Here is a 24145-nt window from a genome sequence, read left to right as displayed (position 1 = left end):
GAACCCGGCCGCGCCAGCCTCCGGAGCCGCACTCGTTCCCACTGGTCGACTCCCCCGTGCGTGCGCCCTGCGGCCTTGCGGGCCAAAGCACTTGGGCCGAGGCCTGTCGGCGCCTGGCCGGTGGAGGGACGGTGTGCCCACGGCGTCCCGGCTGGTCGGTGTCCAGGAGGTCTGCTCGGAGCAGGGGGCGATTCGTCCGGGGCCGGTTCAGTTCGGACCATACGGTCCTGGCCACGGCTCTGCGTGCGGTGCCCCCGCGGTCGGCGCGGGCTCGACAACCTCGGTCCCGTAGCCCAGTGGCCGCCGTGGGCATCGCCGTCGTCGAGCGGGAGTTCGTGGTTCACACCGGTGCCAGGCGGTGCTCGTGCCGGCGCCGGCGCTGCTGCCGCGGTGGGGCCGGCCGGCGCCCGCCGGACCGCGGTGCTCAGCTCACACCTGCGGGGCCGGACCGAATCGGTCCTCAGCGGCCCTGCAACGCGGCCCGGAACGGGTGATGAAGGATCCTTCCCACGGCCGCCCTGCCGGTAAGGACACTGCGGGGCGAGCGGGCCGCTGACCGGCGCCGATCCGCGGCGGGTTTCCGGGCCGCCTCGATCGGTCCGGCGCGCACCGTCGCCGCGGCCGTGTCGGGCGAGCAGGCGCGTGTAGGACTACAGCGCCATCGGGTGCCCGATGGCCATCCGGGCGCGGGTGATCTCGATCGCCTCCTCGACGCGGCCCCATTCCTCCAGCAGCTCGGCGGTGGTCGCGACGGCCGTCCACCAGCCGGTGGCGAGGTATGGGTCGAGCACCTCCAGCGCCTCTGTCTGCCGGCCCTGCTCGCCCAGCAACCGCGCCCACTGCCGGGCGCAGAACCACTCCCCGAGGCCCGCCCAGAACTCCACCACCTCGGCATGGCCGCGTTCGAGGAGCCGGGAGACCAGATCCGGCGGGATGCATCCGGGCTGCGTTCGGGCCTGGTAGTCGAGATCAGTAGCGTCCACGGCGACGCGCCATAGCGCCCGCCCCTGACACCTCGCCTGCACCTGGACTCCACTCCGCCCCGCCCGCCACCACCTGTTCGACCGCGCTCGGGGTGACGTACAGGCGACCGGACGGCTCGCGCTGGTCGGTGGTGTCCTCGGCGACACGACGATCGGGCGTAGCGCGTCACACGCGGCGCCGCTGGGGTCGGCGGCGGCGACCGAAACCGCTGTGCCCGAACCCGGAAGTCGAGGCGGCTGGGGCACCGTTGGGGTCTGCCATGGGCGCCTGCCGTAGATTCCCAGTCGTGGGCGACGAGTGGATAGCCGAGTCCAGGGAGCGTCTCACAACGATTGCGCCGTTCTCCGTGAGTAGCCTCGCCGGCAGTCGGCGGCGCCGCCACCGGCGGTGTCCCCCGGGCGGCCCGCCGCGGGGCCGGTCCCGTTGACGGCGGATCAGGACGGTCGGGCGAGGTTGCGGACCGTCTTCTCGGCCTCGAACCGGTTGCCGCCGGCGGCCTTCCAGTAGGGGCGCTGGTACAGCTCCAGGCCCACGGCGGTGAACGCCTCGTAGGCCCCGCGTTCGGCGGGGTCCGCCTCCCACGCGGCCCGCACCGCGGCCGGGGCGGGGTCGACGCGGGCAGTGAGACCCTGGGCGCGGTCGTCGGTGTTGTCCGCGGACAACACACCCCAATCCAGATCACGACGAGCTCAGACGTGCGAGTACAGCACCTCCACCAGCGCGTGAAACGCCTCGTCGTCCAGTCCCGCACCCAGGGTAGCGGCCTGCTCATCAGCGGTCCCCCAGTGCTCGGACAATGCTGCACCGGAGTCGTCGTCTCAGGCTCCTCCGCCAGGGCACCCGTGTTGTCCGCGGACAACATCGCCCGAAGCGCCGGGCCGGGCCTCCGACCACACCGCCACGCCACCACTGGGCCCGTGGCCGTGACCCGGTTCCAGCCTGGCCGATCCCCACGCTTGGCCCTGTTACAGCACCAGGTCGGTGGGGTCGGTGTTGGCGCCGCAGAGCACCACGCAGACTTTCTCGCCGCTGCCCGGCCGGTAGCTGCGGGCCTGGGTGGCGGGGCGGGTGGGCAGGTCCCGGTGGGGCGTGTGCGGGTCGGCCGTGAGGAGGGCCGCCAGGGCGGTGGCTGCGCCGTGTTCCACGGCGATCCGCCGGTGGTCCCACAGCGTCCGGCGGGCGCGGACGATCTCGGCGTCGGGTACGAGCACGGAGTGGACGTCCTCGTGTCGGGCGGCGGCGAGGGCCATGGCGGAGGCACGGCGCGCGCCGAGGGAGTCGGCGGCGACGGACTCCACCGGGACGTCGACCGGGCGGCCGGCGGCGATGGCGGCGTTCAGCGCGCGGCAGTTGTCCGGTTCGACGGCGACGGTCCGGATGCCGTGGTGGCGTGCGGCGGTGGCGACGCCGGTGAACAGGCCGCCGCCGCCGACCGCGACGACCACGGTGTCCAGGCCGGGGATCCGCTGGTGGATCTCCTCCAGCAGGGTGCCCGCGCCGGCGGCGATGAGCGGGTGGTCGTAGGCGTGGGAGGCGAGTGCGCCGGTGGCGGCGGCGAAGTCCTCGCAGGCGGTCAGGGCGTCGGCGTACTGCGTGCCCACCAGGCGTACCTCGGCGCCGTAGCCGCGGAGCTTGGCGATCTTCACGGCCGGGGCGGTGGTGGGGAGGAAGACGGTGGCGTGAACGCCCTGCTGCCGGGCGGCCCAGGCGCACGCCAGGCCGGCGTTGCCGCCGGAGGCGATGGTCACCCCGGCGTCCGGCAGGGTGCCCGCGTCGCGGTAGGCCTGGATGAAGTTCTGGGCGCCGCGGGCCTTGAAGGATCCGGTGTGCTGCATGAACTCCAGGGCCAGCCACACCTCGCAGGGCTGCTCGGGCCGGTCGTCGAGGGGGTCGCGGTGGGCGGTGCGGATCGCGCCGGGGTCGATCGGGGCCAGGGTGACGGGGCGGATGTGCCCGGCGATCCGGTCGGTGGCTGCCTTGATGTCGCCGTAGGTGAGCTGGTGCACGTCGTTGCTCCTCGATGGGTGGGTCAGGACCAGGCGATGAGTCGGCCGGTGGTGGTCAGGCCGAGGAAGTAGGCGAACGCGATGCGGCGCCCGCCCGGGTTCGGCCGGACCGCGTGGACGTTGCCGGGGTTGAACAGGAGACCGTCGCCGAGCGCGGGGGTGAGGCTCACGTGCTGGCAGTGCTGGACCGTCTCGGGCCGGTAGCCGTACGACCGTCGGTGCCGCTCGTCGACGGGCTCCCACCGGTGGCGCCACACCGTGGTCTGGCCGCCGGTGGGCGGAACGGCGACCCAGACGTTGAACGCGAGCTGGGCCACCACCTCCTGGTCGAACAGTTGGGGCGCTTCGCGGTTGACGTCGTCGTAGTGGATGGGTGCGCCGGAGTTGATCTCGCGCAGGGTGCCTCCGAAGACCGCGCGGCCGCCGATGGTGGCCGGCGTGACGGCCGCTCCCCAGGCGGAGCCGAGGCGGGCCAGGGAGACGGCGACCGGGTCCGGCCGCATGCCGGCCCTGTGCCAGGTGGCGCGGGCGGCCTCCGCGTCGGCCCAGTACCGGTCGGCGTCCAGGTCGCCGTCCTGGCCGAGGTAGTCGTTGAGGGCCGGGCCGAACCGCACGATCGGGGTCGGCACCCGGGCCGGGTCGTAATCGGCGGTGGGCAGGCGGCCGGACGCCGCGACCGCCGCTCGGCAGGCGGCGGAGTCGAGGAAGCCGGGGACGCGGACGGCCGCGAGGGTTCCGGCCGCGAGGTTGGCCAGGTGCCGGTCGGTGAACGCCGCGCTGTCCACCGCGGTGAACAGCGGGTCGAGCGCCATGGTGCGGGGCATGTCGCCTCCGTGAGGAGCGGGGAGCCTAGCGTGACGATACGCCGTACCGTACGCTGACTCGCATGCCAAGGCAATCCGCTTCCCTGGACCTCGCGACCCCCGAACGGATCGCGGAACAAGCCCTGCTGATCGTCGATCAGCAAGGACCTGACGCGCTCAGCTTCCGCCCCCTGGCCGCCGCCCTGGACATCTCGGTGGCCTCACTCCAGCGCCGCTGCACCGACCTGGCCGGACTGCTCGACCTGGTCACCGACCACCTCGCCGCCCACCTGCCGGACATCCCCGCCGGCACCGGCTGGGCAAGCGCCACCGAGCGGCGCTTCACCGCGCTGTACGAGCTGCTGACGGCCCATCCAGGCCTGGTCGCCCTGCGCGGAAGCCGGCCATGGCTCGGCCCGCAGCTGCTGAAGCGCCTGGTGGAACCCCAACTCGCCGACTCCCTCGCCGCCGGCATGACGTCCCAGAACGCAATCCTCACCTACCGGCGGCTCTACCTGCTCACGCTCGGCAGCGCGAGCTTCGTCGACCACCGCGACCCGAAGTCCGCCCAGGCCGCCACCCGCCGGGCACTGGCCGCACTCGACCCCGAGGACTTCCCCACCCTGACCGGGCACCTCACCGCGATCCTGCCCGCCGTCACCGACCACGACGTCTATCACGGCGCGCTCCGCCAGCTCATCCACGCCGCCGACCCGCACCGCGCCGACGCGCCCGAAACGCAGGAGAGGTAGCCGGACATGCACAGCACCCTCGCCGCCTACCTCGGCCGAACCGCCTGGCCAGAGCTGCTCCACGGCCGCCCCGCCATCATCTACCCACGGCAGCTCCTCCCCCGTCCCGCACACAGCCGCGACGGCTGGTCCGACCAGCTCCAGCCGCAACGCTGGGCCGAACCGCGCCAGCCCTGGTCCGCCGTCCTCGACGGCCCACAGCTCACCGTCACCGGCCCAGCCGGCCCGTGGTACACCGGCCCACTGGCCGCCACCCGCGACTGGCGACGAGCCGCGCACACCACCGGCACCGTCCTGCAGATCACCGGCGAGTTCACCAACCCCCTGGACTTCCCGGCCGCAGCCCAGGCCGGACACCTTCAGCTGTGCACCGCGAAACTCACCTTCGCCGGCAGCACCTGGTAGACGGCCACCGACCGCACTTCACGCGGACCGCGCACCACTGTCAACGACTCCTGAAAATTGACCCCGTGTAGGTCCTTGGGTTCTAACGCTTGTCGCAACACTCCTTGATCATGATGGGTGTGTTGATGGCGAGGCGGGGACCCAAGCGCAGGCTCGATGTCGAGGCGGAGTACTGGCATCTGCTGCAGTCCGGGGTGGGCACGGTCGAGGCGTGCAAGCAGCTCGGGATCGGCAGGAGGACCGGCTACCGGTGGCGGGCGGAGAACGGCGGCCTGCCGCCCGAGCGGCTGCCGGAGCCGTCCCGGTCCGATCGCTACCTGTTGCTGCTGGAACGCAAGAGGATCGCGACATTGCGCGAACGCGGCCTGGGCATACGGGAGATCGCCGAACGCCTGGGCCGGGCTGCCTCGACCGTCAGCCGCGAACTCCGGCCCAAGACCCTCCCCCACGACCAGGACATCTACGATGCGGACCTGGCACACCACAGGGCCCAGGAGCGGGTGAAGCGGCCGCGTTTGGCGAAGCTGCGGCTCGACGCCGAGCTCCGCGCGGAGGTCCGGGCCAAGCTCGACCTGGAGTGGAGCCCCGAGCAGATCGCCGCCCACCTGCGCGTGCTCTGGCCGGACCGGCCGGAGCGGCACCTGTGCCACGAGAGCATCTACCGGGCCCTCTACCAGGGCGCCAAGGGCGGCCTGAGCAGGACGCTCACCAAGAAGCTGCGGACCGGCCGGCCTTTGCGCAAGCAGCGCCGCAAGGCCGACCAGCGCGCCCCGCGGTTCGCAGGCCCTCGGCGGCGGCGTGCCGAACGCGTGCAGGCCGATCCGGGCGCTGGTGACCAGCAGCATGGAGCGGTGCTCCACGGACTCCGGGAGCACCAGGCCGTGTCCGTAGGTCCTGTACAGCTGGCCGGGGGTTTCGCGGGCGACGGTGTCGAGTTCGTCGTCGCCGCCAGGGCGAGTTGGCGCAGGGCGAGTTCGGGGTTGAGCTGGTGCAGCAGGCTCCAGGTGATGTAGCGGTTCTCGGTGGCGGCGCGGTCGTTGAGTGCCCGCCGCAGGCTGTCCTTGTCCGGCTGGCCGCCAGGGACGTAGTGGCGGGGGCTCGTGACCAGGGTGGCGATGAGACGGTCGTAGGAGGCGGCAGCCGGCGTCCAGTCGAGGCATCCCGGCCGGCCGGGGACGGGCGCGAACGCGTCGAGCATCTTCGGGATCAGCGTCGCCAGGAGGCTGAGCAGGGTACTCGCCTCCGCGGCGCTGGCGTAGCCGTAGACGAGCCAGTCGTAGCGGGTGATCAGCTCGGGCTCGCGGTCCGGGCACGGGTCGCTCGGCGGACCGCGGTCTCGGACCAGATCCCCTCGTGGAAGTCCTCCGGCTCCTGGTAACCCCAGCTGCGGGTACGGCTGTTGTAGCTCTCGTTCCAGTGCGCGGTCAGCTCACCCGACTCGGGGGTGTAGGAGATCTTGATGTACTGGGTGGCCTTGCGTCCGCTGCCGTAGGCCTCGTTGTCCCGGGGCGGGCCGATCCAGGTGTCCAGGTGGACGGGGCGCACGGTGATGCGGTTGTCGGCGGAGCTGGTGTCGCGGGTGGTGGCGGTGGTGGCGGTGGTGGCGGTGGTCATGGCGTTCATCTCCTGGCAGCGCGCGTACGCGGTCGCGCGGCAGTGGTGGTTGGAGTCCGACGGTCGAGTCGACTGGCCCGCGCTGCCGGCGGACACCATCTTCGAGAACGAGCAGCTCGGACGGTGGATCGTGGCGCAGCGCGGCGGCTGCCCCGGCCTGGAAGCGGACCAGCGGGACCTGCTGGCGGCGATCGGCGTCGAGGAGGACCCCGGTCTGGTCGCTGCCAAGGCGGCCGCCGAGGCGAAGCCGGTCGTCTCCCGTGCGGACCGGTTCCAGCAGGGCACGGCGGCGCTGGCGGCCTTCGTGGAGCGGGAGCAGCACGCGGACGTCCGCCGGCCGCACAAGGAGCCGCTGGAGACCGTGGCGGCCGGTCCCGAGGGTGAGCAGGTGGTCGTGTCGCACTTCGCCCTGGGCACCTGGCTCAACAACCAGAAGAGTAGGAGGGGGAGCTGACCCCGGGCCAGCTCGCGCAGCTCGCCGAGCACGGCGTGGAGTGGCAGCGGAGCCGGCGTGAGCAGCTCCGTTGGGGCTCCCGGGACGCTCACGCGAATCCCACGCATCCGCGGAGCCAGCAGGTCAGAGGCCTACCTGGCTTGCCAGGCAGGCAGAGGCCCAACCGACAACGACAGCTCAGAGCCTCAACGGACGACCCAGCCGCGTCCCACCGAACCCACGAGACGGGCCGGTCACGGCCCACTCGAGCCTCGGTGTTGAGCCCAGAAGTCACACTCGGACATCGGCCCGGCGAGAACGGACTGGGTAGAGGGCGCCCTGACCGGCATGCAGCCCTACTTCAACGGCGACGCCTGACCTGTCGTCGCCCGTTCGTACGAGTGGCCGACGCCTTGTGGCACCTCCTGTTGGAGGTCCGCACGAGGACGTTCCTGGTGAAAACGAAGATCATCCGTCACAATGACGGAGGCCGGAGTTCCGCTCTCCGCATCTTCGTTTCCCCGGGGGATCTCGCATGTCCGATCAAGCCACGCCCGCGCCTGCCCGGAAGGGCTCCGCAAGCCTGGTCAGCTGGCTGACCACCATCGTCTTCAACATTGCCGCACCGATCGTGATCTACGGTCAGCTGAAGGACCACGGGTACAGCGAGTTCACCGCGATCCTGCTCTCCGGTCTCGGTCCGGTGATCGACATCATCATCTACCTGGCCTGGCACCGGCGGGTGGACGAGTTCGCGATCCTCTCACTGGTCTTCGTGGCACTGAGCCTGGTGATCGCACTCATTGGGCCGCACGACACCGAGCTGCTGCTGGCAAAGGAATCCCTCGTCACCGGCCTGTTCGGCGTGGTCTACCTGGCCACGCTGGCGATGCCGCGCCCGCTGATGTTCTACTTCGGCCGCAAGTTCGCCACCGACGGCACGCCGGAGAAGATCGCGTGGTGGAACGGGATGTGGCAGTACGAGGGCTTCCGCCGGGTGCAGCGCAACCTGACCATCGGCTGGGGCACGGCCTTCATCGCCCAGGCGGCGATCCAGATTGCCCTGGTGTACAGCCTCTCGGCCAGCACAATGGTCACGGTGAACAACATCCTGCCGTACGCGGTCCTCGGCGGGCTGCTCTACTGGACGGTCACCTACGCCAAGCGGGCCAGCGCTAAGGGTGCGGCTCGACAGGCCGCGAACGCGGAGCCGGCGCAGGCACAGACCGTCTGACGGCGGACACGAAGGACCCCGCTTCTGCGAAGCGGGGTCCTTCGTGCCGTCCTCCTCAGCGCGGGCCGCCGCCCGGCGGCGGGAAGTAGCCCGGTATCGGGCGGTAGTGGTCGCCAAGGTGGAGGTCCGGGCGCGGCGGCCGGTGGAACTCCGCGCACTGGAACCGGTCCGGCCGCCGGTCCAGTCGCCGCGACGGTCTGCACGATCTGGGACAAGGCCACCGGCCGGCAGACCGCCCACCTGACCGGACACACCAGCTCAGTGCAGGCGGTCGCGGTCGCCCCGGACGGCACCCGGCTCGCCACCACCGGCGACAACAGGACCGTGCGGATCTGGGACCCGGCATCCGAGCAGGCACTCACCACGATGCGAACCGAATCGATCCTCACGACAAGCGCATGGACACCAGACAGCCTCGGCCTCGTCGTAGGCGGAGAACGAGGCGTCTACTTCTACGAAGTCCGCCCCTCAGGAGCCGGGAGCACACCTGGCCAACCCACCACGGCCGCCCCTGGCACCTGAGCTCGACTCTGTCGGGGATCTTGGTCGCCGCGGCGTCAGCTGACGGCTCGCCAGGAACAGGCGCGCTGGACGCCTTGCTGGTCGAGGTGGTCCTGGAAGGAAGTCGGTGGTCGTGGGGACGTGCTTGTGGTCGCCTTCCCAGCAGGCGTGGCGCCACTGGCGGGGTCGGCACAGTTCGTGGAGCGGGAGTGCCACGCCACCGTCAAGCGCCCGCACAAGGAGCCGGTGGAGGTTGCGGAGGCCGGCCCAGGAGGTGAGGAGCAGGTGGTGGTGTCGCACTTCGCCCTGGGCGCCTGGCTCAACACCCAGAACGCCCTCCGGGCGATGCTGACGCCAGGCCAGCCGGCGCAGCTCGCCGAACACAGCGTCGAATGGGCCTGCCGTTGCATTGGGATTCTCGGACACCCACGCGAGTCCCGAGCACCAACGAGGTTGGCAGGTCAGGGCCGGTCGGGCTTCCGTCGTAGACGGAACCCGGACCGAAAACAGCAGCTCGACGCCTCAACGGACGAGCCGGACGTTTCCCGCTCGACTCACGAGATGTGCCGGTCCAAGCCCGCAGACCTCGGTCCAAAGCCCAGAACTCACAACGGGCTGGTCACGACCCACTCGAGCCTCGGTGTTGAGCCCAGAAGTCGCAGGGCACCTGGCTCAACGACCAGAAGGCCCGCCGGGCGAAGCTGACGGCAGGCCCGCTCGCACAGCTCGCCGAACACGGCGGTCGGCGACCTGGCGATCGTGATCGAGGACGTCCGCCTGACCGGGGCCTGCTGGTCGGTGTGCGGGAGGTCACCGTCCCGGCTACGCACTGGAACCTCCTGCGCGCGGAGCCACCTCCCGCAGCCGGCTGACCCGATTCGGACCGGCCGTCACCGCCCGCGCCCCCGCGGCGATACGTGGCGGATACCGCCACCGTCTACGCTCTCGAACTTCCGTCCGGGAACAGCCCTGGCGGGTCGGACGAGACTGGAGCGCAGTACCAGATGCACCAGCGAAGCAAGCGAACCGTCGCCCGGGCCGGAGTGCTGGCCCTGGTGGCCGGCGCCACCGCGATGGCCGTACCGACGACCGCCCAGGCGGCCTCGTACAACGGAGCCTGCGGCTCGGGCTACAGCACCATCGACCACCGGGACCTCAACTCCGGCGGCACGGTCTGGCTCACGTACAACCGCTCCACCGGCAAGAACTGCGTGGTGACGATCCGCAACAACCCGGGCCCCGCAGTGCTGATGCTCGCCGGCCTGAAGAAGGCCGGCGCCTCCACCTGGGCGGATCTCGACGAGAATTACTACACCTCCTACGCCGGCCCGGTGTACCTTTACGCACCGAACTCCTGCATCGACTGGGAGGGCGGCATCGGGGACAACGTCAGCGGCGGGTTCGACTCCCACTGCGGCTGATCGCTCGATCCTCCGGACAACCGATCGGCGCGCCGGCCCCCTCGCGACGGGCACCCGTCCGGACCGCGGCGCGCCTGGACGCCGGCCCGCTCCGTCGGGGCTCGGCGTTCCCGTGGACGGCCCCGGCGCCCCCAGCCCTCAACTCCCGCCACCAGTCTGGAGATCACTGCGACCGTCGAGCAACCGGAGCGCAACTCCCGCATCCGCTGGACCTGCCCGGCGATCGGTGAAGGGCTGCGCATCGACGGCGTCCGGGTGAGCACCGAGGAGACCCACACCGGCCCCCAGGTCGGCGCCGACGTCCCCACCGCCACCGCGACCCTCCGACAGGGCCTCGAAGCATGGCCGCAACGACCTGAGGACCACCGCCGAGGCCCATGCCCACGACCGGCCCCGCTGACGCGGATAGTGGCCCGGACCGCGGGCCGGCTGCGCCGGCGGCACCCGATCTCAGCGGCGAGCTGGGCCACCTCGGCCCTGCTCTTCGCACCGCACTCCGCTCGTAGCCACCCAGCCGACCCATGGCCTTGGTCGCCGTTGTCGGCGCACACTCTCGGTTCAGGTTATCCGGCTGGGGTTCGGTGGCCTGGACGGCTGGTTGCAGGTCTAGGGACTGTTCTGAATTCAGATCATGGTGTGGGCTTCAGGCTGCGGAGCCAAATGATGGAGCCGCGCAGGTGGAGACCTGCTTCGAAGCTGGCGGGCGTCTTGTCGTAGCGGGTGGCGAGGCCCCGCCAGTCCTTGATCTTGTTGATGGCTCGTTCGACGGTGTTGCGATCGCGGTACAGATCGGCGTCGTGGCTGACGGGCCGTCCGCCGCCTCGGCCTCTCTTCTTGCGGTTGGCGGCCTGGTCGTCCTTCTCCGGGATGACTGCCTTGATCTGGCGTCGGCGCAGGTAGGCCCGGGTGGTGCGAGCGGAGTAGGCCTTATCGGCGGCCACCGCGTCGGGGCGCGTTCGGGGCCGGCCGATCGGGCCGCGTACCTTGATCTTGTCCATGACGGCGGTGAACCGCGGGTTGTCCGCGCTCTGGCCCGGGGTGAGTACGAGGGACAGTGGGCGGCAGCGCCGCTCGGCAGCCAGGTGGGTCTTCGTGGTCAGCCCGCCGCGCGATCGCCCCAGCGCGGCCGCCTTGAGCCGGGCCCGGTGGCGTCGGCGTAGTTGGCGCTTCGCCTCCCGCCGGGATTCCTCCGCCTCGTCGGTGTCGTCGCCCCGGCCCGCTATCGCTCCGGTTCGTCCCTTCGCAACAGCCCCTTTTCCTCCGCGACGGCTTTCTCCAGCTCCTCCAGCAACTCGGCGTCCACGACCATCCCGGCGGCGTGATGGTGCGCACGAGAGACGGTGGAGTCCACGCTGACCAGTGACAAGTCGACCTGGCCGCGCGCGGCGGCCTCGGCGATCATCCCCTCCATCAGCGTCTGGAAGACTCCCGTGCGCGCCCAGGTGCCGAACTGGCCGTAGATCGTCGACCAGTTGCCGTACCGCTCGGGGACATCCCGCCAGGGACTGCCCACCCGGAACCGCCACATGATCGCGTCGAACTGCCGCCGCAGGTCCGGGATCGGCCCCGTCGCCGCCATCGGCAGGAACGGCTCAACCAGCTCCCACTCACTGTCCGTCAGATCGCCGCGCGTCATGGACTCGTTCTACCAGCCACCACACCACCGAGGAGCACGAACCGGCGCAATCATGATCTGAATTCAGAACAGTCCCTAGGCGGCTCGGCTTCCTCCAGCCGGCCCGACTCGGTGCGCAGCTCCTCTGTCACCCCGGCGGCGGTGACCTCCAGGTCGCCCCTCCAGGCCGGCAGGGTGGCGAGGAACGCCGTGCGCTCCGCACGGGCCGCGGCGAGTGCACGCTGCGCGTCCTTCAGACCGGTGGGACTCGAAGGTCTTCTGCTTCTTGGCCACCGGGTGATCGTACGCGCGGGCGACCTCGTCACCCGGCAGTGTCGTCCTGCGGGGGGCAGCGGTGCTCTCGTACGCGCTGGCCGGGTCATGCGGGGGTGGGGCCGAAGGGGTGACGGTGGGTCTCCCGCCACGCGGCGGCCCGCATCACCTGTTCCTCGTTCAGGCCGGTGATCGCGACGACCTGCTCGTACATCGCCTCGTCGTCCAGCGGGCCAAGCAGGCGCACCGCCCGGGTGATCTGCCCGGCCCAGAGTTCCTCGGCGATGAGGGGGCGGTGCTGGTAGTCGGTGGCGAGCTGGACCAAGTGGGGGCCCGCCGCACCCGCGCAGCAGCCGCTCGCCGTCGAACCGGGCGACCTCGCCGACCGCGGAGGAATCCGGTACCGACAGGACCAGCAGCTCGCGCACCGCGACCAGTGCCCCGCATGCGTCGCAGAGCTCCGGCGCCTCGTCGCCGGGCCCGGTCCCCGCGGCGGCGTCGGAGCGGTCCATGCTTCCGGTGTACGCCCCCGCTCCGGCCGAGCGCGACCGGAACCGGAAGGACCGTGAAGGGCGCGAAAGGCCGGCGGCGCAGAGCCCGCACCCGCCGGGAAAGTAGCCCGGACAAGCGCGGCCCGGCCGCCGGGGGGAGGGCAGGCCGGGCCGGACTCGATGAGGACACAGCACCAATGCCGGTCTCCGCCCTGACGCTAGGACAGGACGCCCCGGCCGGAGCGCAGGCACACCAGCGCCACGCCGAGACCCCACCCGGTATCAGTACGCCGCGGCCGCCACCTCCCACCCCGCCCGGGCCCGGGCCCGCTCCCGCGCCAAGGCCCCGTCAGCGTCCGCAATCGCGCTCACCCGGCCGTGCTCATCCGGGAGCAGCACCTCGACCCGACGGCGAGGACCAGGCCGGGGCGGGCGCACACCCGGGCCTGGTCCTCGCCGTCGGCCGGCTGGTCGGGTGGTGCGGTGACCTGCGGTGGGGAGTTTGGCGGGGTGAAACTCACCAGGTTGCGGGGCGGAACTCACCGGGTGTCGGCGTACGGTCTTGGCTCCCCCGCGGCGTACAGATAAACGACGTGCCCAGCCTGGCGGGCTGAAATGGTTCAGTGCGACCCTTCTCGCATGAGCCCTGAGAAGCCGTTGTCTTATCGGACGTGATCGGCGTATTTCCGCTGGTGAGGCACAGTGCGGGCGGTCGGGCGGCAGGGTTGCTCCATCGGGATCGTCTCGTTGGTGGAGGTGCCGGATGGCGTCGGTGGTGGGGCTGTTGGAGGAGCGGGAGGTGGCCGCGCGGCAGCGGGTGGAGTCGCTGCGCGAGGAGGCGGACCGAATCCAGGCCGAGCTGGCGGACGCGGAGACGGACTGGGAGCGGTGGGTGATCGCCCGGGAGAGGGTCGATCAGGTCCTGTCCGCGCCGCGCGGGCCGGACATCCCGGCGGTGCCCGAGGGCAAGCCCTCCGGGCGGGCCGAGCCGGCTCAGGTCCGGGTGGCGGTGGCAGGTTCGGTGGTGCCGGTGCGCCGGGAAGGACTGGGCGTGAGCGCGCTGGCACCGGACTACCAGCGGATCGTCAACCTTCTGGCGGACCGTCGACGATCCGGAGCGGACGGGGCGATGGGCTGCCAGGAGATCACGGCCGCGCTGGGGCTGGACGTGGTCCCGGCGAAGGTCGAAGGAGTGCGGTCGAAGGCGAAGCGCCTAGTCGAGCGGGGCTGGCTGACCGAGGACGTGCCGGGCCGGTTCAGCATCGCCGGCGGGCCAGCCGGCGGCTCATGACCATGGTCATCGACCAGAGGATCATTGTCTCGGCGGTATCGGTGCGGGCCTCGTAGTCCCGGGCAAGGCGGCGTGAGCGCATCAGCCAGGCGAAGGTGCGCTCCACCAGCCACCTCTTCGGCAGCACGACGAATCCGGACGTGTCGTCACTGCGCTTGACCACCGTCAGCGCGATCCGCCATGCCTGCGCGGCGAGGTCGACCAGGCGGCCGGTGTAGCCGCCGTCCGCCCACACCAGGGTCAGCCGCCAGAACCGCTCACGCAGCCGGGCCAGGAGCGTCCGGGCCGCGTCGCGGTCGGTGACGGACGCGGCGGTGACAACCACCGCCAGCAGCAGGCCGAGGCTGTCCACCACGATGTGTCGCTTGCGCCCCGGCACCTTCTTCCCGCCGTCGTAGCCGGACGTGGCCCTCGGTACCGACGCGGCGGCCCGCACGGACTGCGAGTCGATGATCCCCGCGGTCGGCTCCGGATCCCGCCCAGCCGCCTCGCGGACCCTGCCCCGCAGCCGGTCGTGCAACTCCTTGACCAAGCCCTGGTCACGCCAGCGCCGGTAGAAGGCGTAGACCCGGTCCCATGCGGGGAAGTCGACGGGCATCGCCCGCCAGGAGACGCCGCCGGCGACCAGGTAGCGCACGGCGTCGAACATCTGCCGGTGGCAGTAGCCCTCCGGCTGCCCGCCCCGGCCCTCCAGCCACCTCGGCACCGGCAGCGACGCACGGACAACCGCCCACTCATCGTCCGTCATGTCCGAGGGGTACCGGCGCCGCCTCTCGGGGCGGTCGGCCGCGTTGCCGTACACATGGGCGAGGCAATCACACGATCGGGCACGCGAGTTGGACTCCACCCGCACCCACACGGAAGACTGCGACACCAGGGCCTCCTGGAACCTCGAACGGCTTCGACAACCTTCGAGCTACCAAGAGGCCCTACCCCCATGCGCCGACCGGCCGACGATCACCCGAACGAGACTCCCGTTCGATCGACACGTCCCACCATCGGTACGACAACGGCTTCTGACGACAACGACTATTGGCAGCGCTGGATAGCGAGGTTGCTTGCCGTCCTTGCAGCTGATCCTTCCGATCAGCTGGCTTGGGCCGGCGAGCACCAAGTGAGAACTGCCGCCGTCGCCGACGACGTCGAGTTCATCCTGCATCTGGCCGAAGGCATGGTGGAGCGGGGAACTCTCGAACCGGAAACCTTCCAGGACCTCAAAATCATCGACCGGCTCTTCGGCGAGATGGATGCCCGCAGTCGTGCCAGCCGGTGGGCCGAGGCACTGGCTGCCGATGTGATCTGGAGTGAGGTGAGGACTGTGGCTCGCCAGATCCTCATCGCCCGGCTGGGCGAATGGTGTCTGCCACTGCCACGCCGCGTGCCGCCTCAGCACAGTTATGACTGAGCACGTTACGTCCCCAATTGTCGGGCCGCTTCGCTCTCTCCTTCCATCGCTTTGAGACGGAGGCCTCAGGGGAGGAGCAGACCGTTGGTGGCGGCGCGTGTCAGTTCCGGATGGCTGAGGACGTCCGTGCTGTCGACGAACTGGTCGACGGTGCCGATTGTCGGCAGGGAGCTAATGTCAGGGTCGGTGATACGGGTGCTCAGCGCCGCGGTGAAGCGGTCGGCGTGCAGAACCTGGAATGGTCTGGCGTGGTAGGGCCGCGTGGCGGGGTCGACAGGTTCGGTCAGGCCGAGCTGGTTGTGTGTGGCCGCGACCGCCTCGTAGGCGCGGGCCAAGTGGTGCTCGCGGGTGTGCCAGTCGGTGGCGGCGAGAGCCGCTGTGAGGACCGGGGTGAGGGCGGGTGCCTGGGGAGTGCGGGCGAAGGCGCTGCCGAGCCATTTGCTGTAGGGCGGGTAGCGGCGCTCCATCCCTGATCTTCGCAGGGAATCCCGGCCTTCAGCCGGGCGGGAATGCGGTCCCTGGCACGGAGGCGCGAAGCGCCGTAGGTCTCTGCGTTGTCAGTGCTCCGCCCCATACTGGCCACGCCGGGTTGAGAAGGGGGGTGGGCCGGGGTGATCCGTGCGTACAAGTTCCTCATGCGACCCACCGTGGGCCAGCGGCAGGCGTTGACCGAGATGCTGCGCGATCACTGCTCGCTCTACAACGGCGCCTTGCAGGAACGGCGTGACGCCTCCCGGCACGCCTCGAAGACGAGCGTCACGTACAGGATGCAGTCCGCGCAGCTCAAGGAGATCCGGGCGTTCGACCCGGACCGTCAGGGCCGCTGGTCGTTCTCCAGCCAGCAGGCGACGCTGCGCCGGCTGGAGAAGGCGATGCAGGCGTTCTTCCGCCGGGTCAAGGCCGGCGAGACCCCGGGCTGTCCGCGCTTTCGCGGGGGGAACCGGTTCGACACGGTGGAGTTCCCCAAGGACGGCGACGGCTGCCGCTGGGACTCCACCCCGCACGACCCGACCACCCGCGTCCGCTTCCAGGGCGTGGGGCACGTCAGGTGCGGCCACCGGGCGCACGCGGACACCGTGGGAGCACGCAACGTTCTACGGGCCGGGCTGGCCCGTCGCGAAGCCCAACCGGCCTAGCGAGAAGCCCCGTCCCTTCAGGGCGGGAAGGAGTCACGAGCAGGCAGAGCCGCATCAGATCGCGTACCAGGCGGGCGGCGACGACAGCGGAGCCGAGTTCGTCGCCCACTTCGCCGCAGCGGCCGACGAAGGCTTTCTCCTGGGAGACGCGCTGCCACTGGCAGGCGAGTAGGTAGAGCCAGAGGTCGTGGGGGTACCAGTCGAGGTTGGCGCGGGCTGGTGCGAGTTGACCGAGTCCGTCGTGGAAGACGACACCGGCAGTGACCTCGGCGAGGAGCTGAGTCGGGGTGGCCAGCCAGTCCGCCAGGGTGATGTCGGCGCGCGGGTCGAAGCCCAGTTGCGCGGTGAACCAGGCGCCTGGGTCTGTGACTTCGACTCGGTGGTGGACTGGCCCGTCAGTTGTCTGCATGACCCGGATGCCTGCTTCGCCGGCAGGGGCGAAGTGCGTCGGGTAGCCGCGGAAGGTTTTCGGCAGGCGTTCGGAGAGCAGTGCCGTGATCCTCGCGTGCCGTGATCCTCGCGCCACGTGTGACGTCCTGCGAGCGCAGGAAGATCTGTAGGCGGGGTCCCCACTCGTGGTCGGCGGAGCGGGCGGTGTCGAATCCGAGGACTTCCGAGCCGCTGCCGAGGCGGGCGGCGGAGTGCGTAACCCCCGGGGCGGCCTCGTCCAGCAAAGGCCGTACGGCTTCGAGGTAGAAGCGGTGGGAGAGTTCCAGTCCGGGGATGAAGGACGACGTGGTCATGCTGGAGAGGTTGCCGGATCGGCGTTCCGTCGGTCGAAGGTTTTTCCCCGTCCGGCAGGTGGCGGTTGACCGCGCGTACGGCCGGTCCGATCCGCCACCTGCGTCCACGGTCGGCCGCCGCCCGACATCGGCCAGCCGCAGACGGCCGAGCAACACCAGTGCATCAGCAACTGTCCGCATTCATCCGTACGCGGCTGAGGACGTTCACGGGTACGCCGACACCGGGTGGTGCGTGGCCTTGATGGTGCTGGTGAGGTCACCGGTCATGACGCGCGTCGGCTGGCGGAACGGTGCTCAGCCTGCGGACCGCACAGCGGCGGCGCACTGTTCGCAGATGTGCCCTTCCCAGCGTGGCGGGTACCAGCCGGCGCCCGGCCCGGCAGGCCGCCAGTGCTCGGTCAGCATCCCTGTGGTGTCGAGCCCGCACGCCGTCAGCGGGCCCGGATCACCTGGGACGTCCGGATCGGACGGCGCAGCGTGCACCAGCCGCACCGCCAGCTCGTCGACCGGCTCCTCGCCCACGCTGATCACACGCGCGTCCAACGGCTCGAGCAGTTCCAACAGCACGATCACGGCCATGACTCCACCGTGCGCCCGCGCGGCGATGAGCGCACCACAACCGCAAAGGCGACGCGCACTCGGCTTGGCGCCATTCGCTGCCCCGCTGCACGGGGCGGTTCCGGGGCCGGATGACGGTCCTGACCTGCGCCGTCAAGGTATGGCGGTGGTGGCCGTCAAGGTGTGCGCGGTCACCTTGATGCCCGCCCCTGGGCTGGGCTGGCGGTTCAGGTGGTCTGCTGGTCCAGGGCGGCCCGGAGCAGGGAGACCGCGTGCTGCGCGTCCCGGGAGAGCCAGGGATCGCCGTCGACCGCGTCGATGACCACGCTGCCGTTTGTAGCTCCCCCGTCCGTCGCCGGCCTTGGCGACCCAGCCCACCAGCCGGCGGTCCGGCCTCCGGACGGCGAACAGGTCGGGATCAGCGGCCCAGCCCTCCACCAGGTCGCTGTCCGGCAGCCTCCAGGAGTCGGTCGGAGCGCCCAGGCCCCAGGCGAGCGGCGACACCGAGGTGCGCTCCGCGGCGAGCACCAGGAACAGCTGCTCGGGAATGACCGGAGCCTGCTCAACAGTCTCCGGGTCGAGCGTCCGCCGGGCCGGCTGTTACACCGGGGGTTCGGCTACTCTGAGTTTCACTCTGGTATCTCTACGTAAGGATTGTCGATGCCGTACTCACCACTGCTGATCAAGCCGATGAGGGAGGAGCTGACCGCGGTCGGCTTCACCGAGCTGCTGAGCGCCGAGGACGTCGACCGGGCGATGGAGGAGGCCAAGAGCGGCATGACCCTGGTCGTCTTCAACTTCGTGGACGGCTGCTCCGCCGGCATGGCCCGCCCCGGAATCCGCCTGGCCCTGGACAACGGCTCCAAGCGCCCCGACCGGCTGCTCAGCGTGTTCGCCGAGCAGGACCTCGAAGCCACCGCCCGGATGCGCTCCCACTTCGCGGACATCCCGCCCTCCCAGCCCTCCATGGCCATCTTCAAGGACGGCGAACTCGTCTACTTCGTCCCCCGCCACCGCATCGAAGGCCGCGACGCCCAAGCCGTGGCCGCCGACCTCACCGCCGCCTTCGACGAATTCGGCCAGTAGCCCCCCACCCTCAGAAGGTCCCGCAGCACCAGCCGGCCCCGAAGTGCACCCACGCGCCCGGGGCCGGACTCGGCGACACCGTTGACGGTCCCGGACCGTCCTGGCTCAGACGAGCCGCCGACTCAGCGCCGCGTGCAGGAGCGAGAGCGCGTACCGCGGCTCGGCGGTGAGCGCGGCCTGCCCATCGTCGGCGTCGATGACGAGGTGGCCGTCGATGAACGTCCCCCAGCCGTTGTGACCCTGGCGGCCCTCCTCCACCCAGCCCACCAGGCGACGGCCGAGGCCGCGGACGGCGAACAGCCACGGGTCCGCTTCCCAGCCCTCCACCAGCAGGGTGGCGTTCTCGGCACTCCAGGTACCGGTCGGTGCGCCCAGGCCCCGGGCGAGCGGCGAGCGGCGAGCGGGACGTGCGCTCGCCGGCGAGCGCCAGGCGCAATCTGCCGAGTTCGTCGACGGCCTCGGCGACGCCCTCGGGCGTGGTCTCGGCGGCGGGGGCCGACGGTTCGCGGGGACGTCGGCCGGGGCGCTGCGCTGTACGGCGGGGGGCCGCACGTCGGGGTGCAGCGCGGTTGCAGCGCCGGGAGCGGGGCCGGCGGATTCGACGCGCGAGGAAACGGTGACCCGGGCGGCGGCCGCGGTGGCGGCACGCTCGGGGACAACCTGGCCCCGGGCCGGGACAACCTCGGGGACATCCTGGCGGGCGGCCGGAACAACGCGGGTGGCGGCCTCGAGGGATTCGACGCGCGTCGAAACGACGTGGTCACGGCCGGGGACAACGTCGGCGGCGGGGCCTGTGGATTCGACGCGCGAGGATTCGGCCGAACCAGCGGGCGGCGCCGCGAGGAGCGCAGCGACAGGCCGTGCAGTGGGCGCCGTCTCGCCGGGTACAGCGGCGGCACGCTCGGCCGGCCCCCGGGCAGAGACCATCGCGTAGCGCAGCACGTGGGACTTGCGCAGCAGGCGGGCCGGGCCGACGGCGGCCACCGGTCCACCAGGCAGACTCCACACCCGGCACCGTTCGGCGGGCGCCGGGATGATCAGCACTGAATCAGTCCGCGCCTACGCGTCCGATGGGACGATCCGGGCGGTCACGGGAACGGCGCCGGGGTCGGCGGCGGTAATCTGGAGGTGACGGGTCCGCGGCTTGTGAGCCATTCGCGCGGACCCGAAACCGGTTCACCAGGGTGTTGTCCGCCCCCTGGCCGGGGACTTCCTGGAGTCCCCGACGGAGGACCCGCGCGAGTCCGAGGACCGCGCGGATCCCCAGCCGGGATCGCAGCCACGGCCTTGAACACCTTGTTGAAGACACTGGTCAGTGGCCTGTGCGGCCGAACGCAGCCTGCCGGCGCTGTGCGCGGTCATCGACGGGGCGCTGGCCTCCGTCAGGACGTAGCCGGGCCCGGACAGGCCCGCAGCACGGCGAGAGTGGTCAGGCCCGGTCGTCCGGCCCCGGGGCGGCGAGGTGGCCGGGGCCGAGCCGACGACCACGAACACCCAGTCGCTACAGGTGCGGGCCGATCACCAGGACGGTGATGACCTGGACGGATGCGCCAGGCGCCGGGGGTGTTGCTCTCCACGTAGGAGTCCCAGACCTTCTCGCTGGTGTGGCCGGGGAACTTCTCGTACTGGTGGGAGTGCAGACCGGGGTAACGGGGGTCGGTCTGGAGCAGACCCAGCGCCTTGCGGGTCTTTGCGAGATCGGACCTGGGGATTTTCGCGGATCCTCATCATTGCGCAACCGGCGCCCAACTAGGCCGTCCCTTTCGGATCTTGCCCGGGTCGTCGGCGCCTGTCGGGAAGAAGTTCTGTCGGACCGTCACTTCCCGTGCCACAGTGGAGGTCCCGTGCCGGCCTGCTCGGTCCGGGAAGAGTGAGGGACGTCTGGGGGGGGGACGAATGGGTAGTGGAATTGACGTGTCCAGCGATGGTCGGTCGAACGAGCTGGTACGTGATCTGGTGCGTTCGGTCGTTGCCGCTATGGCACCGGAGGAACTGCCGCTCGTGGACGGGCTCCGCCACTTCGACGACGCGACGGTGGTGCGGCGTCTGAGTGGCCGGGGCAGGCGCCGCGAGCCGCTGGGATTCGGCATCGGCGAGGTCGCGATGCTAGTGACGCCGGTGGTGTGGCTGGTGCTTGACGGGGTGGCGCAGCGGATGGCGGCAGCGGCGGTGGACCGGACCGCGCAGGGGGCGACGGCCGCGCTGCGACGGATATTCCGGCGCCCGGCCGCCCCGGTTGAGGTTCCGTCGCTGACGCGCGAGCAACTGGTCGAGGTACGGGCGCTCGTCATCGTCTCAGCGGAACAGCGGGGCCTCTCGCGCGGTCGGGCCGAGGAGATCGCGGACGCTCTGGTGGCCCAGCTGGCGTTGTCCGACAGACTGGGCTCACCGGACAACCCAGCCATCCCGGACCCGAGCATCGGTCGGGACTAGGCAGATGCCGGTGCCAGTGCCGGATGCGCAGCCGCAGTCGCAGCCGCGCGTTGACGAGCGAGTGCTGGGCGCGGGAACGAGCGTACGTTTCGCCATGCTCCTGTTTCTGCTACTGGTCGCCAGCGGGTCGATGATGCTGACCGTGATCAGAGGGCTCTCGGACGGAGACCAGGAGGGCTGCCGTCTCGCCGCAGGAGTCGACCCTGACGACCAGGGATTCTGGGGGCCGACTGTCAGCATCACAGGCCAGGCCGTCGCCTTCACCTACTGCATGTCCAAATGGGCGCCTGCGCCGCCGGGGTGGCAAGTCGTCGGCTGGCCACTTCTGCTGACCGTCTCGGCCGGCCTGCTCTTCCATGCACTGCCACTGTGGAAAGCACGGCGCAGCCGGATCGTCTCGCTGGAGTCGGTCGACGCGGACGGTGAACTGCGTGCCCTGCTGTCCGAGCTGGCCGTTACGACGGGCGTTGCGCCGATGCCCCGGATAGTCGTCGACCCCAGTGCCGTCTCGTCGACCAGCGCAGTGGTGTTCGGTCGCGCCCGCCGCCCCATCGTGTGCCTGCACGGGGGTCTGCTCACCATCCGGCACAGCGATCCGAAACGCTTCCGGGCGGTGCTGTTGCACGAACTCGCGCACATCACCAACCGCGACATCACCCTCACATACGCGACCGTCGCCCTGTGGCGGTCGTTTCTGGCCCTGGTGCTCGTGCCCTACGTGCTCTGGCAGGGCTACTGGATCTATGGCTTCCTTACGGACGGCATCGTCCCGGTGCTGGACCGGACGATGCTGCTCGCCGCCGTCATGGTCGCGCTGGTCTACCTCGCTCGGTCGGACACGCTGCGCAGCCGTGAGGTCTACGCCGACCTGACCGCGGTGCGCTGGGGTGCGGACCCCCACGGCTGGGCCGTCACGGCCGCGCCGCCCGGCGGGCCGGTGCGCCGCGCCCTGACTTCGTTCCTCGACCTGTGGCGCACTCATCCGACCTGGGGACTGCGTCAGGGCGCTCTGGCTGACCCCGCGCCGCTGTTTCGGGCCGCAGCCCTGCCCCTGTTTCTGACCGGCGCCATTGCCGTCATGACGCCGTTACAGCTGATCTACCAGCTGGCACCGTACTACTTCAACGTCAGCACCAGCGTCTTCCAGGTGATGGTGCTGATTCCCGCCGCCCTGGTTACTGGAGTGGCCGGGGTCGCGCTGTGGCGGGCGGTGGCATACGCCGTCCTGACGGGCGGCCGGGTGCCCTTGGGCATGTGGGCAGGGGCGTGGCTGGGGGCCGGTATGGCGGCCGGCACCGTCCTTCACGGCTACGGCACAGGCTGGGCGTGGCTGCCCGTGCGGCCACAAGTCTTGCTGGTGCCAGTTGCAGCGGGGGCAGCCTTCGGGTGGTGGACCACGCAGTGCGCCCACCTGTGGGCCAGCACCTGGCGGGGCAGGACGCTACGGCCCGCGCTCCTGCTTGGCCTGGTCGCCGCCTTTCTCGCGATGGCGTCATGGCTTGTCTGGTGGTCCTTGATCGGCACGGTATGGGCGGGCGGGTACACGATCAGCGCTGAAGGGATGGCGCAGTCGCTTCTGGAGTGGCTTCCCTCAGCGGCCCCGGTGGGAGATCCGAGATCGCTGCCGGGCATCACCACCGTGATTCCGCTGCTGCAGCACATCGCTGGCACACCCCTGTGCGCTCTCTCGGTCACCGCCCTGTGGGTGGGGCCGCTGATCGCCTGGGCGGCTGGCCCGGTCATGGGAACCCCGCGCTGGGTGCCCGCCCCCCTGCCGCTACCGCTGCCGGGGGCCTCGGTGGTGCCGCTGCGAAGGGTGCTGCAGCCGGGCTTGCTGGGCGGTGTGCTTGCGGGCATCGCGCTTGCGGGCGTCCAGGCATACGTGCACACCGGGCAACCCGTTCCGGATGCGCGCGGCGGCCTGTACGCCCTGCGGTACGCGGGTTTGCTGCTCCTGGCCCTGACTGTGTCATCGACTCTGGCTGCCGCAAGGGCGAGCGCGGTGGCCGGGCGCTTCCGGCTCCTGGGCAGCCTGATAGCGGCCCAGACAGCCACTCTGCTTGGCCTCACCGTCATGACCGTCCTCGTGTCCCTGGACGGCTGTGTCGGTCCCCTCAGCGTCCTGCACGACAGTTGCGCCTGGCGCCCGGCCTGGGCGCAACCGCTGTTTCCGTTCACTTTCCTGCTGGACAACGCAGTTGTGCTCGGGGCGCTCACCGCTACAGCCGCAGCCGTAGCCGCCACAGTTCTTCGCCGCTTACGGCCGTCACTGCCCCGCACCTCCGGCCGCCCCGGCCCCCGCACCCGAGGCATCCACATTCGACGCCTCGCCGTAGTCCTGCTCTGTGTCGTGGCTGTCGGAGCCTCCGCGGCGACCGGCGTGTCCCAGTTGCGTCAACTCGGCATCCGTACGGATCTCACCGAGGGCCAGCGCAAATTCACGCAGCAGTTCGGCGTTCCCGACGCGCCCGTGTCCGACAGGACCCGGATGCGTCAGGTCCACGCCTGGTACTGGCTGGGCGGTCTCGACCTCCTGGATCTCACCACCTCCTACACCAGCGAGTTGGTCGCAGCCGGTCGTGGAGCAGACAGCGCACCCAACGAACCCTGGGACTCCGTGGACCGACGGTTCCGCCCGGTCTGTACGAGATGGAGAGGTCCCACGGTGTTCGAAGTGGTCTGGTTCCGGGTACCCGATGCCAGCACCCAGGCTGACTGGAAGGCACTGCGTACTCATGCCGAACAGGGCACCAACCGCTGCATACAGGCCCTCGACGCGCACGACAGGCCGGCCCTGCGAGACGCCGTCGGCGACTTGGCAGCAGCCGCCCGCTGCGCGAATTCGGTCAACGCCCGTATCGACGCAATCCTGCGCAACGCTGGCCGACGAGGCACGGTCCGCCCACCCGTGACGGGAACCGGGGCCATCTGCGACCGCGCCAACTAGGAGCTGTCCGGGCG

22 protein-coding genes and 4 pseudogenes are annotated in these 24145 nt (G+C 70.9%); 14 read left to right on the top strand and 12 right to left on the bottom strand.

Annotated elements, in window-relative coordinates:
* Positions 1 to 650: 650 nt before the first annotated feature.
* From OG871_RS38025 to OG871_RS38010, 4 genes are all read right to left on the bottom strand, one after another.
* Positions 651 to 983, bottom strand: a complete 333-nt coding sequence (locus OG871_RS38025; RefSeq protein WP_371503097.1) for a hypothetical protein — start codon at positions 981 to 983, stop codon at positions 651 to 653.
* Positions 984 to 1418: 435 nt separating this feature from the next.
* On the bottom strand, positions 1419 to 1649 hold the full coding sequence (locus tag OG871_RS38020) for a hypothetical protein (RefSeq protein WP_371503096.1): 231 nt from the start codon (positions 1647 to 1649) through the stop codon (positions 1419 to 1421).
* A 300-nt stretch (positions 1650 to 1949) separates the two neighbouring features.
* The gene (locus tag OG871_RS38015; protein ID WP_371503095.1) at positions 1950 to 2990 is read right to left on the bottom strand and encodes a threonine/serine dehydratase; all 1041 of its coding nucleotides are present in this window, start codon (positions 2988 to 2990) and stop codon (positions 1950 to 1952) included.
* Positions 2991 to 3013: 23 nt separating this feature from the next.
* Positions 3014 to 3814 (bottom strand): proline hydroxylase, encoded by an 801-nt coding sequence (locus tag OG871_RS38010; RefSeq protein WP_371503094.1) that lies wholly within the window; start codon positions 3812 to 3814, stop codon positions 3014 to 3016.
* A gap of 62 nt (positions 3815 to 3876) precedes the next feature.
* Between OG871_RS38010 and OG871_RS38005 the strand changes: the two genes are divergently transcribed.
* The 3 genes from OG871_RS38005 to OG871_RS37995 all read left to right on the top strand — a co-directional run bounded on the left by OG871_RS38005 (position 3877) and on the right by OG871_RS37995 (position 5963).
* A complete protein-coding gene (locus OG871_RS38005; protein ID WP_371503093.1) occupies positions 3877 to 4545 on the top strand; it encodes a TetR/AcrR family transcriptional regulator in 669 nt (222 codons plus the stop codon).
* A gap of 6 nt (positions 4546 to 4551) precedes the next feature.
* Complete coding sequence (locus OG871_RS38000; protein ID WP_371503092.1) at positions 4552 to 4950, top strand: hypothetical protein; 399 nt, start codon at positions 4552 to 4554, stop codon at positions 4948 to 4950.
* Positions 4951 to 5075: 125 nt separating this feature from the next.
* Positions 5076 to 5963 carry a transposase gene (locus OG871_RS37995; protein WP_371503091.1) on the top strand — a complete coding sequence of 296 codons (888 nt, stop codon included), beginning with the start codon at positions 5076 to 5078 and terminating at the stop codon, positions 5961 to 5963.
* A 274-nt stretch (positions 5964 to 6237) separates the two neighbouring features.
* Here OG871_RS37995 and OG871_RS37990 read toward each other — a convergent pair whose 3' ends face one another.
* Positions 6238 to 6564, bottom strand: coding sequence for a hypothetical protein (locus tag OG871_RS37990; protein WP_371503090.1), 327 nt, complete (start codon positions 6562 to 6564; stop codon positions 6238 to 6240).
* On the opposite strand from OG871_RS37990, the gene OG871_RS37985 reads away from it, so the two are divergent.
* From OG871_RS37985 to OG871_RS37965, 5 genes and pseudogenes are all read left to right on the top strand, one after another.
* Positions 6563 to 7018 carry a helicase associated domain-containing protein gene (locus OG871_RS37985; protein ID WP_371503088.1) on the top strand — a complete coding sequence of 152 codons (456 nt, stop codon included), beginning with the start codon at positions 6563 to 6565 and terminating at the stop codon, positions 7016 to 7018. The genes OG871_RS37990 and OG871_RS37985 overlap by 2 nt on opposite strands.
* 514 nt (positions 7019 to 7532) lie before the next feature.
* A complete protein-coding gene (locus OG871_RS37980; RefSeq protein ID WP_371503087.1) occupies positions 7533 to 8231 on the top strand; it encodes a VC0807 family protein in 699 nt (232 codons plus the stop codon).
* A 24-nt stretch (positions 8232 to 8255) separates the two neighbouring features.
* A complete protein-coding gene (locus OG871_RS37975; protein ID WP_371503523.1) occupies positions 8256 to 8753 on the top strand; it encodes a WD40 repeat domain-containing protein in 498 nt (165 codons plus the stop codon).
* 983 nt (positions 8754 to 9736) lie between these two features.
* Positions 9737 to 10153: a spore-associated protein A gene (locus tag OG871_RS37970; RefSeq protein WP_371503086.1), complete on the top strand. Its 417-nt coding sequence runs from the start codon at positions 9737 to 9739 to the stop codon at positions 10151 to 10153.
* A 38-nt stretch (positions 10154 to 10191) separates the two neighbouring features.
* Positions 10192 to 10553, top strand: a pseudogene (locus OG871_RS37965) (polyketide cyclase /reductase); the annotation flags it as partial.
* A gap of 229 nt (positions 10554 to 10782) precedes the next feature.
* On the opposite strand, the pseudogene OG871_RS37960 reads toward OG871_RS37965, so the two are convergent.
* Together OG871_RS37960 and OG871_RS37955 are read right to left on the bottom strand one after the other, a co-directional pair.
* Positions 10783 to 11789 (bottom strand): annotated as a pseudogene (locus OG871_RS37960) (IS5 family transposase).
* 358 nt (positions 11790 to 12147) lie between these two features.
* Positions 12148 to 12366 carry a hypothetical protein gene (locus tag OG871_RS37955; protein ID WP_371503085.1) on the bottom strand — a complete coding sequence of 73 codons (219 nt, stop codon included), beginning with the start codon at positions 12364 to 12366 and terminating at the stop codon, positions 12148 to 12150.
* 929 nt (positions 12367 to 13295) lie between these two features.
* Here OG871_RS37955 and OG871_RS37950 point away from each other — a divergent pair.
* The gene (locus tag OG871_RS37950; RefSeq protein WP_371503083.1) at positions 13296 to 13823 is read left to right on the top strand and encodes a hypothetical protein; all 528 of its coding nucleotides are present in this window, start codon (positions 13296 to 13298) and stop codon (positions 13821 to 13823) included.
* On the opposite strand, the gene OG871_RS37945 is transcribed toward OG871_RS37950, so the two are convergent.
* The gene (locus OG871_RS37945; protein WP_371503082.1) at positions 13789 to 14571 is read right to left on the bottom strand and encodes an IS5 family transposase; all 783 of its coding nucleotides are present in this window, start codon (positions 14569 to 14571) and stop codon (positions 13789 to 13791) included. The genes OG871_RS37950 and OG871_RS37945 overlap by 35 nt on opposite strands.
* Positions 14572 to 14760: 189 nt before the next feature.
* On the opposite strand from OG871_RS37945, the gene OG871_RS37940 reads away from it, so the two are divergent.
* Positions 14761 to 15228, top strand: coding sequence for a hypothetical protein (locus OG871_RS37940; protein ID WP_371503081.1), 468 nt, complete (start codon positions 14761 to 14763; stop codon positions 15226 to 15228).
* Between the two features lie 65 nt (positions 15229 to 15293).
* Here OG871_RS37940 and OG871_RS37935 read toward each other — a convergent pair whose 3' ends face one another.
* Complete coding sequence (locus tag OG871_RS37935; RefSeq protein ID WP_371503079.1) at positions 15294 to 15695, bottom strand: hypothetical protein; 402 nt, start codon at positions 15693 to 15695, stop codon at positions 15294 to 15296.
* Between the two features lie 144 nt (positions 15696 to 15839).
* On the opposite strand from OG871_RS37935, the pseudogene OG871_RS37930 reads away from it, so the two are divergent.
* A pseudogene (locus OG871_RS37930) lies at positions 15840 to 16334 on the top strand (RNA-guided endonuclease TnpB family protein); the annotation flags it as partial.
* Between the two features lie 49 nt (positions 16335 to 16383).
* Here the strand turns inward: OG871_RS37930 and OG871_RS37925 are convergent.
* Positions 16384 to 17107 (bottom strand): annotated as a pseudogene (locus OG871_RS37925) (DUF4037 domain-containing protein); the annotation flags it as partial.
* 294 nt (positions 17108 to 17401) lie between these two features.
* Positions 17402 to 17686: a hypothetical protein gene (locus OG871_RS37920; protein ID WP_371503078.1), complete on the bottom strand. Its 285-nt coding sequence runs from the start codon at positions 17684 to 17686 to the stop codon at positions 17402 to 17404.
* 639 nt (positions 17687 to 18325) lie between these two features.
* Between OG871_RS37920 and OG871_RS37915 the strand changes: the two genes are divergently transcribed.
* Positions 18326 to 18751: a BrxA/BrxB family bacilliredoxin gene (locus OG871_RS37915; protein WP_371503077.1), complete on the top strand. Its 426-nt coding sequence runs from the start codon at positions 18326 to 18328 to the stop codon at positions 18749 to 18751.
* 105 nt (positions 18752 to 18856) lie between these two features.
* Here the strand turns inward: OG871_RS37915 and OG871_RS37910 are convergent, their stop codons facing one another.
* Positions 18857 to 19795, bottom strand: a complete 939-nt coding sequence (locus tag OG871_RS37910) for a hypothetical protein (protein ID WP_371503076.1) — start codon at positions 19793 to 19795, stop codon at positions 18857 to 18859.
* A gap of 870 nt (positions 19796 to 20665) precedes the next feature.
* Here OG871_RS37910 and OG871_RS37905 point away from each other — a divergent pair.
* Both OG871_RS37905 and OG871_RS37900 read left to right on the top strand, forming a co-directional pair.
* Complete coding sequence (locus OG871_RS37905; protein WP_371503075.1) at positions 20666 to 21184, top strand: hypothetical protein; 519 nt, start codon at positions 20666 to 20668, stop codon at positions 21182 to 21184.
* Positions 21185 to 21188: 4 nt separating this feature from the next.
* Positions 21189 to 24131, top strand: coding sequence for a M48 family metallopeptidase (locus tag OG871_RS37900; RefSeq protein WP_371503074.1), 2943 nt, complete (start codon positions 21189 to 21191; stop codon positions 24129 to 24131).
* Positions 24132 to 24145 lie beyond the last annotated feature (14 nt).

This window comes from Kitasatospora sp. NBC_00374 (assembly GCF_041434935.1).
Classification (GTDB): Bacteria; Actinomycetota; Actinomycetes; order Streptomycetales; family Streptomycetaceae; genus Kitasatospora.
The sequence above is the reverse complement of the archived record's forward strand: the minus strand, read 5'-3'. Positions and strand labels throughout refer to the sequence as shown.